This is a genomic window from Micromonospora sp. CA-248260 (assembly GCF_050942205.1).
Lineage (GTDB): Bacteria > Actinomycetota > Actinomycetes > Mycobacteriales > Micromonosporaceae > Micromonospora > Micromonospora antibiotica.
This window is the reverse complement of sequence record NZ_CP192021.1, coordinates 3184655-3197483: the sequence shown is the minus strand read 5'-3', so window position 1 is coordinate 3197483 and position 12829 is coordinate 3184655. Positions and strand designations below refer to the sequence as shown.

Sequence of the window (12829 nt, the reverse complement as noted above, 5' to 3'; positions counted from 1 at the left end):
AAGTCTAGCGACGCGGCCGGCATTCCACCCACCCGACGCGGGGTGGTGCGGTTAACAGTGGGTGACGTACACGAGCGGGCCCGCGACGCGTCGCGTCGCGGGCCCGTCCGGTCGGCCGGTCAGAGGTACTGGCCGGTGTTGCTGGCGGTTTCGATGGAGCGGCCGGCCTCGGTGCCCTTGCCGCCGGAGACGAGCGTGCGGATGTAGACGATCCGCTCGCCCTTCTTGCCGGAGATGCGGGCCCAGTCGTCCGGGTTCGTGGTGTTGGGCAGGTCCTCGTTCTCCCGGAACTCGTCGACGCAGGCGTCGAGCAGGTGCTGCAACCGCAGCCCCTTGCGCCCCGAGGTGAGGAACTCCTTGATCGCCATCTTCTTTCCCCGGTCGACGATGTTCTGGATCATCGCGCCGGAGTTGAAGTCCTTGAAGTAGAGGACTTCCTTGTCACCGTTGGCGTAGGTCACCTCGAGGAAGCGGTTCTCCTCGGTTTCCGAGTACATCCGCAGCACGACCGCGTCGATCATGGCGGCCACGGTGGCCTGGGGCTCGCCGCCGTGCTCGGCCAGGTCGTCGGCGTGCAGGGGCAGGCCGACGAGGATGTACTTGGAGAAGATGTCCTTGGCCGCCTCGGCGTCCGGACGCTCGATCTTGATCTTCACGTCGAGCCGGCCGGGGCGCAGGATGGCCGGATCGATCATGTCCTCCCGGTTGGAGGCGCCGATCACGATGACGTTCTCCAGGCCCTCGACACCGTCGATCTCGCTGAGCAGCTGCGGGACGATGGTGTTCTCCACGTCGGAGGAGACACCGGAGCCACGGGTCCGGAAGATCGAGTCCATCTCGTCGAAGAACACGATGACCGGGGTGCCCTCCCCGGCCTTCTCCCGGGCCCGCTGGAAGATCAGCCGGATGTGCCGCTCGGTCTCACCGACGTACTTGTTGAGCAGCTCCGGACCCTTGATGTTGAGGAAGAAGCTGGTGTGCCGGTCCTTGCCCAGCCGCTCGGCGATCTTTTTGGCCAACGAGTTGGCCACCGCCTTGGCGATGAGCGTCTTGCCACAGCCCGGCGGACCGTAGAGCAGGATGCCCTTCGGCGGCCGGAGCTGGTGCTCGCGGAACAGGTCGGCGTGCAGGAAGGGCAGCTCCACCGCGTCGCGGATCTGCTCGATCTGCGACTGGAGGCCGCCGATGTCGGTGTAGTCGACGTCGGGCACCTCCTCCAGCACCAACTCCTCGACCTCGCTCTTCGGGATCCGCTCGTAGGCGTACGCCGAGCGGGGCTCGATCATGAGCGAGTCGCCGGCCCTGATCGCGGTGCCGATCAGGGTGTCGGCCAGGTGGACGATGCGCTCCTCGTCGGAGTGCGAGACCACCAGCGCCCGGTCGCCCGGGCTGCCCTCGGGACCCGCGAGGATCTCCTTGAGCATCACCACCTCGCCGACCCGCTCGTAGCCGAACGCGTCGACGATGTTGAGCGCGTCGTTGAGCAGGACCTCCTGGCCACGCCGCAATTCCTCGGCGTCCAGTGAGGGTGAGACGGCTACTCGGAGCTTGCGTCCGCCGGTGAAGATGTCCACCGTGCCGTCGTCGTGTCGCGCGAGGAAGACACCGTAGCCGGACGGCGGCTGCGCCAGCCGGTCGATCTCCTCCTTGAGCGTCACGATCTGCGCGCGAGCCTCTTTGAGGGTGCTCACGAGCCGGTCGTTGTTCTCGGTGAGCCGCGCCAACTGTGCCTGGGTGGCCGCCAGCCGCTCTTCGAGCTGCCGGACGTGTCGGGGGCTTTCGGTCAACTTGCGCCGCACCAGAGCGAGTTCCTCTTGAAGGAACGCGACCTGCGTGGAGAGATCGTGGGCCTCCTTCTCCCACCGTGCGGCGCGCGAGTCCGCGTCGTCGCTGCGTGCCACGTCCCACCTCCCCGGGGGGCTTGAACGTTCTGCCCTAACACTAGCCGCTATGAGGCCGATTCGGTCCCACGCAACGCCCTCGTCACTGAACCTTGATCGCCAAGGTACGCCTGAGGGGCAGGTCCGGCCGTTCGGGTACCGTCGTGGGGTGGGACGGGAGAACATGGGGGGTGCCGGGTGAGTGACGTCGCGACCGACCAGTTGCAGGTCTGGGTGGACCAGGATCTCTGCACGGGTGACGGGCTCTGCGTGCAGTACGCGCCGGAGGTCTTCGAGTTCGACGTCGACGGCCTGGCGTACGTCAAGGGCACCGACGGTGAGCTGCGGCTGGCCCCCGGCAGCCGGGTCGACGTGCCGGAACACCTGCGGCTGGAAGTGATCGACTCCGCGAAGGAGTGCCCGGGTGACTGCATCCACGTGGTACGCGGCAGCGACGGCGTCGAGGTGGCCGGCCCCGAGGCCGCGGACGACTGACCACTTCCCGACAGAACGCACCGCCACCCGGCCAGCCGACACCCGGCGGGGCGGGCCGGTCGGCGGAGCGGCCGGGGCGGGCGACCGTCGCCCCGGCCCGGCGGTGGTGTCACAGCAGCGGACGGCCGACCACCGAGGCGACCAGGCGGGCGAACTCCTCCAACCGGGCGATCTGACCGGCACCGCCGTCGTCGAGGGTCTTGCCGAAACGCAGCGCGTCGTGCCGGGGCGCACCGACCATCTCGTCGCCGGGTGGGGCCTCGTCCAGTGAGGTGAGCAGCAGGTAGACGTCGATGCTGTCGACCCGTACCTCACCGTTGTCGGCCCGGGTCAAGCGGCGTCGGCAGCCGACCTCCGTGACGGTGGAGACCGGCACCACCCGCAGCGACGAGGTCATCGACCCGGGGGGACCCTCCCCCGGCGGCACGTCCTCGCCGTGCCAGAGCACCAGCCGGCTGCCGTCGCAGACGACGACCTCCTGCCATACCCCGTTGACCTCGTTGACGAAGCGTTCCAGGGTGAAGCCGAGCACCGAGGCGCCGCGCAGCACCCCGCCGAGCGCCTCCAGGGCGATGTCCGGGTCACGCAGGTAGGCCCGCGCCGCCGACTCCAGGTCCTGGTACGGCGACCAGTCCGGGAACACGGCCGGCAGTTCACCGCCGCCGAACCCCGGCCGACTCATGCCCACTCCCTGCGGTCGCACCGTCGGCCCGCACCGGCCGTCGGGTTCTGCCCGTTCACGCCCAGCTGCTCCGCTCCGCCGTCACGGCCGGTCCACCTCGTCGGCTCCGGCGGCCGACGCGGCTGCGGTGGCCTGCGCCGCCGCCTCCCGGGCCGCCGCTGCCTCGCGCAGCGCCTGCTTGCGCTCGGCGTACGCCTCCGCGCCCTTGCTGGGCTTGCGGCGACGCGGCGGGGCGGTGACACCCGGAGCGAGTTTACGCGCGGAGACCAGGAACGCGGTGTGCGCGATCATCCGGTGGTCGGGGCGGACGGCGAGCCCTTCGGCGTGCCAGTCGCGCACCAGCGACTCCCAGGCCCGCGGCTCGGTCCAGCCGCCCCGCTCGCGCAGCGCCTCGACCAGCTCGGACAGCTGCGGGGTGGTCGCCACGTAGCCGATGAACACGCCGCCGGGCAGCAGCGCCCGCTCGACCATGTCCAGGGTCTCCCACGGGGTGAGCATGTCCAGGATGATCCGGTCGAACCCGGTCTCCGGGCAGTCGGCGACGTCGCCGACGTGCAACCGCCAGGCCGGGTGCGGCGCACCGAAGAACGCCTCCACGTTGCGCCGGGCGATCTGGGCGAAGTCGTCGCGCACCTCGTAGGAGTGCAGCTCGCCGCCGGTGCCGACGGCGCGCAGCAGCGAGCAGCTCAGCGCCCCGGAGCCGGCACCGGCCTCCAGCACCTTGGCACCGGGGAAGACGTCGCCCATGGCGACGATCTGCGCCGAGTCCTTCGGGTAGATCACCTGGGCGCCGCGCGGCATGGACAGCACGTAGTCCGAGAGCAGGGGACGCAGCGCCAGGAACGCCGTCCCGCCGCCGGCGGTGCTGACCACGCTGCCGTCGGGCTGCCCGATCAACGCGTCGTGCGCCAGGATGCCCCGGTGGGTGTGGAACTCCTTGCCGGGCTCCAGGGTGACGGTGTGCATCCTCCCCTTCGGGTCGGTCAGCTGCACCCGGTCACCGGGGCGGAACGGTCCCCGGTGCACCGGGGGCAGCTCCGCTGGGGCGGTGGGCGTCGGTGTGCCGTTGCGGGCCGGGAGGGTGGGGGGATGTGCTGCGGTCACCTGTTCATCTTCCGTGTGGGTTCGAGGACCTGGGCGAGATCCGCGGTGTGCAGAACGCCGACCACATCTTCGCCTGCCGTCACCACGTACCGTGCGCCCGGGTGGGCCTGGACGGCCGCCATCAGCCGCTCGCCGTCGAGACCGAGCGGCAGGGTCGGCAGCGCGGTCAGCGGCCGGGCCACCGCGTCCACCCCCAACCAGGGCCGACGGTCCACCGGTACGGCGTCCGCCGCCGCCGGGTCGACCAGGGCGACGGGCCGGCCCGCGCCGTCGACGACCAGGAGGGCGGACCGGGGCGGGCCCTGCTCGGCGTGCCGACGCTGCGCCTCGGCCAGTGGCGTGCCGGTGGGTACGGCGTGGACCGGGCGGGCCAGCCGGCCCAGGTCGAGCAGCGGCACCCGGCGGCTGATCCGGGCGTACCGGATCGACTGGCCGGCGCCCCGCCAGAGGGTGATCGCGACCAGCAGCATCAGCGGCAACGCCAGCGGCACCAGGATCCGCTGGATGGTGAGCAGCACGACCAGCCCGGCGGTGGCCACCGCGACGGCCCGCCCGACCCAGCCGGCGATCTCGGTGGCCCGGTGCCGGTCCCGGGTGAGCCGCCACAGCACGGCGCGCAGCGCCCGGCCGCCGTCCAGGGGCAGGCCGGGCAGCACGTTGAACACGGCCACGATGACGTTGCTCAGTGCCAGTTGCAGCGCGAGCTGGTGGGCCAGGGTGTGGTCGGGGGCGGCCAGCGTGGCGGCCACGGCGATCCCGCCGAGCAGCGCCGAGACGGCCGGGCCGGCCAGGGCGACCAGCAGCTCCACCCGGGGGTTGGGGGCGTCCCGGTCCATCTCGGTGTAGCCGCCGAGCAGTTCCAGGGTGATCCCGCGCACACCGATGCCGTAGCGGCGGGCGGTCAGCGCGTGCCCCAGTTCGTGCAGCAGGACGGAACCGAGCAGCGACACCACGAAGCCGAGACCGATCAGGTAGCCGCCGAGCGGGGACAGCCCGAGGCGGTCCCGGGCGAACTCGGCATAGGTGACGGTCACCAGCAGGGTGAGCAGCAGCATCGACAGGTTGAGGTGCAGCGGCACCCCGAACACCCGGCCGACGGTCAGGCCGGCACCCCGGCGGGGCCGGCGCGGTGCGCGGGGACGGGACTCCACCGCCCCGATGCTACGCGCCGACTCGATCATGCCCGGTGCGGCGAGCGCGGTGGTGTCACACCGGTGCCCTAACCTTCGGGGCATGACGGCGGAACCGGTGACCGACCAGCAGCATCCTCCGGCGGCGTTGCCCGCCACGGTCCGGGCTTCACTGTCGCCGTCACGGGCCGCCGACTTCAAGACCTGCCCGCTGCTCTACCGGTTCCGCAGCATCGACCGGTTGCCCGAGCGACCCAGCGTCGAGCAGGCCCGGGGCACCCTGGTGCACGCGGTGCTGGAGCGGTTGTTCGACCTGCCGGCGGGCGGGCGCACCCCCGACGCCGCCGGTGACCTGGTCGTCCCGCAGTGGGACCGGCTGGTCACCGAGCAGCCCGAGCTGGCCGGCCTGTTCGGCCCGGGCGACGAGGCGGGCACGGCCGAGTTCCTCCGCTCGGCGACGGCGCTGTTGGCGGGTTACTTCGCGGTGGAGGATCCGCGCCGGCTGGAGCCCGCCGAGCGGGAGAGCCTGATCTCCGCGGTGGTCGACGACGAGCTGCTCATCCGTGGTTACGTCGACCGGCTCGACGTGGCCCCCGACGGGGCGCTGCGGGTCGTCGACTACAAGACCGGCGGTGCGCCGAGGGAGGCGTTCGAGGCCCGGGCGCTGTTCCAGCTGAAGTTCTACGCGTTGGTGCTGTGGCGCACCCGGGGCGTGGTGCCCCGCGTGCTGCGCCTGCTCTACCTCAAGGACGCCGAGGTCTGCGACTACTCCCCCGACGCCGAGGAGCTGCTGCGGTTCGAGCGCACCGTGGTGGCGCTCTGGCAGGCCATCGAGCAGGCCACCGTGCGGCAGGATTTCCGGCCCCGACCGAGTCGGCTCTGCGACTGGTGCAACCACCAGGCGCACTGCCCGACCTTCGGCGGCACCCCGCCGCCGTTCCCGCAGCGGGCCGGGGCGGCCGACCCGTTGCGCGACGCCCGGTCCCGACCGGCCACCCCGGGTGCCGACGAGTAACGGGTCGGCGGGTCGGAGACCGGCTCATCCGCGAGGAGGAGACGAGGTTCACCGTCGGCGACGACCGGACGGCCCGCCGGGCGGCTAGCGTCACGGTATGACCGAGGGGGGCGAGCGCTGGTGGGTGCGCCGGCCGTTGGCCGGTGACGCTCTCTTCGCCGTCGCGCTGGTGGTGCTGGAGGTCGCCTTCATCCTGATCACCCCCCGCGAGTTCTGGCCTCGGCAACTGCCGTCCGCGCTGGCCTGGAGCCTGCTGTGCGCCGCGCCGGTGGCGCTGCGGCGGGTCGCCCCGTGGCCTGCGGTGGGGGCCGCGTTGGCCACCCTGGCCGTGCCGGCGGTGCTCGGGCACGCCCCGACCACGCAGAGCCTGACGTTCCTGGTGCTGACCTACACGATGACGGTCAACCGGCCGGCGCTCCCGGCGGTCGCCGCCACGGTGCTGCTGTGGGTGCCGGTGGCGGCGCTCAACGTGCTCACCCCACTGGACACCGGGCTCGACGTCGGCCCGGCGTACCTGGTGCTCAACAACCTGCTGACCGCGCTGCTCGCCTACGCGGTGGGGCGGGCGGTGCGGGCCCGGCGCACCTCGCTGCGGGCGCTGCGGGAACGGGCCCGGGTGGCCGAGGAGAACCAACGGTCGCTGGCCGAGCAGGCGGTGGCCGACGAGCGGCGACGGATCGCCCGGGAGCTGCACGACGTGGTCGCCCACCACGTCAGTGTGATGGGGGTGCTGGCCACCGGGGCCCGGCGGGTGCTGCGGCGGGACCTGGCCGCCGCCGACGAGGCGATCGCCACGATCGAGGACACCAGTCGGGTCACGCTGCGGGAGATGCGGCGACTGCTGGACGTGCTGCGTACCGACGCCGAGCCGGCCGCCGACCTCACCCCGCAGCCCGGCCTGGCCGGCATCGCCGCGCTGGCCGAGCAGGTACGCGAGGCGGGGCTCCCGGTCACCCTGGAGGTCGCGGACCCGGTGCCGACGGTCGAGGAGGGCATCTCGCTGACCGTCTACCGGATCGTGCAGGAGGCGTTGACCAATGCGCTCAAGCACGCCGGACGGGCCACCGCGACGGTCCGGCTGGGGGTGACGGACGGCTGCCTGACGGTGGTGGTCACCGACACCGGGCGGGGTCCCGGGCCGGAACCCGACCGGATCGGGCACGGGTTGGTCGGTATGCGGGAACGGGTCGGCCTCTACGGTGGGATCCTGCACACCGGGCCACGTCCCGGTGGCGGCTTCCGGGTGTACGCCCGGATCCCGGTGGAACCGGTCGGGGCGGTCCCGACGTGACGGCGGCAGAACGGGGAGAGCAGATGGGCGAGACGTACGGCAGCTCCCCTTCCGTCGTGCCGGACGAGGTGCGGGGGCCCGCCCGCGCGCCGGGGCGGCCGGTGCGCATCCTGCTCGCCGACGACCAGCCGTTGCTGCGTACCGGGTTCCGGATGGTGTTGGGCACCGAGGACGACCTGGACATCGTGGCCGAGGCCGGGGACGGTCAGGAGGCGGTGGAGTTGTCCCGCCGGCTGCTGCCCGACGTGGTGCTGATGGACATCCGGATGCCCCGGATGGACGGGGTGGCCGCGACCCGGGCGATCGTGGACGCCCGGTTGCCGGTGCGGGTGCTCATCCTCACCACCTTCGACCTCGACGAGTACGTGGTGGGGGCGTTGCGGGCCGGGGCGAGCGGGTTCCTGGCCAAGGACGTGCCGGCCGACGACCTGGTCACCGCCATCCGGACGGTGGCCGCCGGGGAGGCGGTGGTGGCGCCGCGCATCCTCAAGCGGCTGCTGGACCGGTTCGCCACCGTGCTGCCGGACCCGGCGGCGAGCCCACCGAAGGCGTTGGGCACGTTGACCGAGCGGGAACGCGAGGTGCTCGTCCAGGTGGCCCGGGGGTTGTCCAATGCGGAGATCGCCGCCGCGCTGTCGGTCAGCGAGACGACCATCAAGACCCACGTCGGGCACGTGCTGACCAAGCTACGGCTGCGCGACCGGGTGCAGGCGGTGGTGCTGGCGTACGAGTCGGGGCTGGTCCGCCCCAAGGCGTAGCCGGGTGGTGGCGGGTCCGCCCCGGGACGTAGCCGGGTGATGGCGGGTCCCCCTCGGGGTGTACCCGCAGTGAGGCCGGTGGGCGGACGGCAGCGTTGCCCCGCTCACCTACCGTGACGAAAGACGGCGCGGCGCGGTTGACCATGACACGGCGTCAGGTTCTAGCGTCGGCGTCGGCACCGCCGCAGGCGGCGCGACGAACAGTGACCGGTCGTCGACTCAGGGGCAACCCTGAGTCGGGCTCCGGGCCGACCCGCAGCGGGAAATCCGCCTCGGGTCACCCCGTGGTCGGACGGATCTCCACCGACCGGCACCGAGGATGGGATCGACCCCACCGACCAGCGGGGGCGGTGGGGGCACACACAGCCAGACGGAAGAGGTAGATGACGTGACCGCGACGGTAGGCCGGCATGCGCAGGCCGCGGCCCGGGCGAACGACGTGTGGAAGGTGTACGGCACCGGCGAGGCGCAGGTCGCCGCGCTCCGCGGGGTCAGCGCCGAGTTCGAGCGGGGCAGGTTCACCGCGATCATGGGCCCGTCGGGCTCCGGCAAGTCGACGTTGATGCACTGCCTGGCCGGGTTGGACTCGGTGAGCAAGGGCACCGTGCAGATCGGCGACACGACGGTGACCGGGCTGGGTGACTCGGGCCTGACGAAGCTGCGCCGGGACAAGGTGGGCTTCATCTTCCAGCAGTTCAACCTGCTGCCCACGCTCACCGCCCAGGAGAACATCCTGCTGCCGATGTCGATCGCCGGCCGCAAGCCCGACCCGGCCTGGTACGACACGGTCATCGACACCGTCGGCCTGCGGGACCGGCTGGGGCACCGGCCGTCGCAGCTCTCCGGGGGTCAGCAGCAGCGGGTCGCCTGCGCGCGGGCGCTGGTCGCCCGCCCCGAGGTGATCTTCGCCGACGAGCCCACCGGCAACCTGGACTCCCGCTCCGGCGCGGAGGTGCTCAACTTCCTGCGCAACTCGGTACGTGAGCACGGGCAGACCATCGTGATGGTCACCCACGACCCGACCGCCGCCGCGTACGCCGACCGGGTGGTCTTCCTGGCCGACGGGCAGATCGTCTCGGAGCTGATCGAGCCGACCGCCGACACGGTCCTGGACACCATGAAGAAGCTGGACACCCCGGTCGAGGTGGCCGGCTGATGTTGCGGGCCACCCTCAAGAGTCTGCTGGCGCGCAAGGTGCGCCTGCTGTTGTCCGGCCTGGCCGTGGTGCTGGGCGTCATGTTCGTCTCGGGGGCGTTCGTGCTCACCGACACCCTGGGCCGCTCGTTCGACGCGGTCTTCGCCGACGCGTACGAGGGCATCGACGTCAACGTCGCCGGCAAGCCCAAGGTGGCGCTCAGCGAGATGCAGGGTGAGCAGGTGCCGACCACGGTGCCGGCGGCGACGGTGCAGCGCATCGGCGCGGTCGCCGGGGTCGCCGAGGCCACCGGCGTGGTCGCCACCGACGGGGCCCAGCTGATCGGCAGCAACGGCAAGGTGGTCACCTCGTTCGGGCCGCCGCAGCTCGGGTCGAACTGGCAGGGCGAGAGCGACCTGGTGAAGCTGCGCGAGGGGCACGAGCCCCGGGCGGACGACGAGATCGTCGTCAACGCGGCGCTGGCGCAGGCGGGCAAGGTGAAGGTCGGCGACCGGGTCGGGGTGCTGACCCCGCTGTCGCCGAAGCAGACCTTCACCCTGGTGGGGATCTTCGGGTACAGCGGTGACCGGGATTCGATCGGCGGGGTCAACGAGGTCGCCTTCACCACGCCGGTGGCGCAGCGGTTGCTGTTGGGTGAGCGGGACGTCTTCACCAACGTCACGGTCCGGGCGGCCGACGGGGTCAGCGACTCGGCGTTGCGCGACGACGTGGCCCGGACGCTCGGCGACGGCTTCGAGGTCAAGACCGGCGCGCAGTTGTCGGCGGACGCCTCGGCGAGCCTGAAGGAGGGGCTGTCCTTCTTCAACAAGATCCTGCTCGGCTTCGCCGCCGTCGCGCTGCTGGTGGGCACGTTCCTCATCCTGAACACCTTCTCGATCATCGTGGCGCAGCGGACCCGGGAGCTGGCGTTGATGCGGGCGATCGGGGCCAGCGGTCGGCAGATCATCGGTTCGGTGGTGCTGGAGGCGGTGGCGATCGGCCTGATCGCCTCGGTGCTGGGGTTGGGCGCCGGCATCGGCATCGGCGCGCTGCTGGCGTACGTCTTCGGCAACCTGGCCGGAGGGCTGACGCTGGCGGGCATCGGGGTGCCGGCCTCGGCGGTGATCGGCTCCTTCGCGGTGGGTCTGGTGATCACGGTGGTGGCGGCGCTGCTGCCGGCGCTGCGGGCGTCGCGCATCCCGCCGATCGCGGCGATGCAGGACGTGGCCAACCCGGACCGGCCGCTGACCCGGATCACCGTGACCGGTGGGGTGATCACCGGGATCGGCGCGGTGCTGCTGTTCCTCGGGCTCAGCGGCAACGCCGGGGACAACACGCTGGCGGTCATCCTGGGTGGGGTGCTGTTCGCCTTCATCGGGGTGGCGCTGCTGACTCCGTTGATCAGCCGCCCGGTGGTCTCCCTGCTGGGGGCGATCTTCGCCTGGTCGGTGCCGGGCAAGCTGGGTCGACTCAACTCCGGTCGCAACCCGCGCCGGACGGCGATCACGGCGGCGGCGCTGATGGTCGGCATCGCCCTGGTGACCGGGGTGACGGTGATCCTGGACTCGGCGAAGGGCAGCATCGGCGCGTTGGCCCAGGACACCATCAAGGCCGAGCTGGTGATCTCGGGGGCGTCGACCGGCCCACGGCCGGCGAGCTTCGACCCGGCGGTGCTGACGAAGGTGGCGGCGCTGCCCGGTGTGCAGCTGGCCGACGGCGAGTACGGCGACATGGGCATGGTCGACGGGAAGGTCACCTGGCTGGCCGCGTCCAGCGACGTGACGGCGTTGCAGCGGATCTTCGGGGCGAAGGCGACCGCCGGTGACATCAGCCGGCTCGGCCCGGACCAGATGCTGTTCAGCTCGGACGCCGCGGAGTCCCGCAACATCTCGGTCGGTTCGACGGTGACGGTGCAGGCCTCCCGGGGTGAGCCGCGCACCTACACGGTCAGCGGCATCTACGAGAGTTCCGAGCTGACCAGCCCGGTGCAGTTGCCGCCGCAGGCGGTGAAGGACTTCGCCATCCCGAAGCCCAACCAGGGGTTCATCCAGCTGGCCCCGGGCACCCGGGTGGCGGACGTGCAGCCGCAGGTGGAGGCGCTACTCGTGGACAGCCCCGAGGTGTCGGTGGCCGACCGGGACGCGTTCATCGAGCAGCAGACCGGCTCGCTGGACAGCCTGCTCACGATGATCCAGATCCTGTTGGCGCTGGCCATCGTGATCGCGGTGCTCGGCATCGTCAACACCCTGGCCCTGTCGGTGCTGGAGCGGACCCGCGAGCTGGGCCTGCTGCGGGCGATCGGGCTGCGCCGGGCGCAGACCATGCGCATGATCACCGTGGAGGCGGTGGTGATCTCGGTCTTCGGGGCGCTGCTCGGGATCGTGGTCGGCGTCGGTCTCGGTGCCGCGGTGGTCCGGGCGCTCAAGGACGACGGCATCACCGACCTGATCCTGCCGTGGGGTCAGATGGGGCTGTTCCTGCTGCTGGCGGCGATTATCGGCGTGGTGGCGGCGGTGCTGCCGGCGGTGCGGGCGGCCCGGATCAACGTGCTGGGCGCGATCGCGCACGACTGATCCCGTCCGCCGCGAAGGGGTTCCGCCGGTCGGCGGGACCCCTTCGCCGTGACCGGCCCGCGCCACCCGCCCCGCCGGTCACGGCGGGCCGGCCGCCCCCGTGGGTGACGGCGGCTCAGCCGGGTGGCTCGCCGAGCAGCGCCGCCAGCAGCTCCAGATCAGCGGCGGTCAGGCTCTCCACCTGGTGTACGCCGTCGGCCGGCGGCACCGGCACCTCCGCCGGTACGGCCAGCACCGCCGCGCCGGCGGCGAGCGCGCTGGCCACCCCGGTCGGCGAGTCCTCGATCGCCACGCACCGGCCGATCGGCACGTCGAGCAGCCGGGCAGCGGTCAGGTACGGCTCGGGGTGCGGCTTGGCCGAGTCGACCTCGTCGCCGCAGACCACGGCGTCGAAGCTGTCCCGGCCGAGGGTGTCCAGGGCGACCTCGACCAGGGGCCGGCCGCTGGAGGTGACCAGGGCGGTGGGGATGCCGGCGGCGCGGACCGCCCGCAGCAGGGTCAACGCGCCCGGCCGCCAACGCAGCCCGGTGCGGAACAGTTCCAGGATCCGCGCGTTGATCCACTCGGCGCTGGCCTGGGGGTCCCGCTCGGGTTGACCGAGGTCGTCGTGGAGGATGCGCATCGACGCGGCCATCGCGGTGCCGATCATCGCCCGACGGGCCGGGCCGGTCAGCGTGCCGCCGTAGACGGCGGCCAACTCGTGCAGGGCGACGTCCCAGAGCTTTTCGCTGTCGACCAGGGTGCCGTCCATGTCGAAGAGCACGGC

Annotated in this window: 11 protein-coding genes; 6 read left to right on the top strand and 5 right to left on the bottom strand. The window is 72.2% G+C overall.

Going from position 1 to position 12829, the window contains the following annotated elements:
* Positions 1-119: 119 nt before the first annotated feature.
* The gene (arc, locus tag ACQP2H_RS14145; protein WP_208566159.1) at positions 120-1901 is read right to left on the bottom strand and encodes a proteasome ATPase; all 1782 of its coding nucleotides are present in this window, start codon (positions 1899-1901) and stop codon (positions 120-122) included.
* A 177-nt stretch (positions 1902-2078) separates the two neighbouring features.
* On the opposite strand from arc, the gene ACQP2H_RS14140 reads away from it, so the two are divergent.
* Positions 2079-2375 (top strand): ferredoxin, encoded by a 297-nt coding sequence (locus ACQP2H_RS14140; protein ID WP_208566160.1) that lies wholly within the window; start codon positions 2079-2081, stop codon positions 2373-2375.
* A 109-nt stretch (positions 2376-2484) separates the two neighbouring features.
* On the opposite strand, the gene ACQP2H_RS14135 is transcribed toward ACQP2H_RS14140, so the two are convergent.
* From ACQP2H_RS14135 to ACQP2H_RS14125, 3 genes are all read right to left on the bottom strand, one after another.
* Positions 2485-3057: a hypothetical protein gene (locus tag ACQP2H_RS14135; RefSeq protein ID WP_091239677.1), complete on the bottom strand. Its 573-nt coding sequence runs from the start codon at positions 3055-3057 to the stop codon at positions 2485-2487.
* An 81-nt stretch (positions 3058-3138) separates the two neighbouring features.
* Positions 3139-4092 carry a tRNA (adenine-N1)-methyltransferase gene (locus ACQP2H_RS14130; RefSeq protein ID WP_219469942.1) on the bottom strand — a complete coding sequence of 318 codons (954 nt, stop codon included), beginning with the start codon at positions 4090-4092 and terminating at the stop codon, positions 3139-3141.
* 65 nt (positions 4093-4157) lie between these two features.
* Positions 4158-5312, bottom strand: a complete 1155-nt coding sequence (locus ACQP2H_RS14125; RefSeq protein ID WP_308290713.1) for a site-2 protease family protein — start codon at positions 5310-5312, stop codon at positions 4158-4160.
* Between the two features lie 82 nt (positions 5313-5394).
* Between ACQP2H_RS14125 and ACQP2H_RS14120 the strand changes: the two genes are divergently transcribed.
* From ACQP2H_RS14120 to ACQP2H_RS14100, 5 genes are all read left to right on the top strand, one after another.
* Entirely contained in the window at positions 5395-6306 is a 912-nt protein-coding gene (locus ACQP2H_RS14120; RefSeq protein WP_433233121.1) for a RecB family exonuclease, read from the top strand.
* 97 nt (positions 6307-6403) lie between these two features.
* Complete coding sequence (locus ACQP2H_RS14115; protein ID WP_357017437.1) at positions 6404-7597, top strand: sensor histidine kinase; 1194 nt, start codon at positions 6404-6406, stop codon at positions 7595-7597.
* A gap of 152 nt (positions 7598-7749) precedes the next feature.
* A complete protein-coding gene (locus ACQP2H_RS14110) occupies positions 7750-8355 on the top strand; it encodes a response regulator (protein ID WP_244251971.1) in 606 nt (201 codons plus the stop codon).
* Between the two features lie 388 nt (positions 8356-8743).
* Entirely contained in the window at positions 8744-9511 is a 768-nt protein-coding gene (locus ACQP2H_RS14105; protein ID WP_219461466.1) for an ABC transporter ATP-binding protein, read from the top strand.
* A complete protein-coding gene (locus ACQP2H_RS14100; RefSeq protein WP_357533681.1) occupies positions 9511-12063 on the top strand; it encodes an ABC transporter permease in 2553 nt (850 codons plus the stop codon). The genes ACQP2H_RS14105 and ACQP2H_RS14100 overlap by 1 nt, the downstream gene beginning before the upstream one ends.
* A 115-nt stretch (positions 12064-12178) precedes the next feature.
* On the opposite strand, the gene ACQP2H_RS14095 is transcribed toward ACQP2H_RS14100, so the two are convergent.
* Positions 12179-12826, bottom strand: coding sequence for an HAD family hydrolase (locus tag ACQP2H_RS14095; protein WP_219461460.1), 648 nt, complete (start codon positions 12824-12826; stop codon positions 12179-12181).
* Positions 12827-12829: the final 3 nt, after the last annotated feature.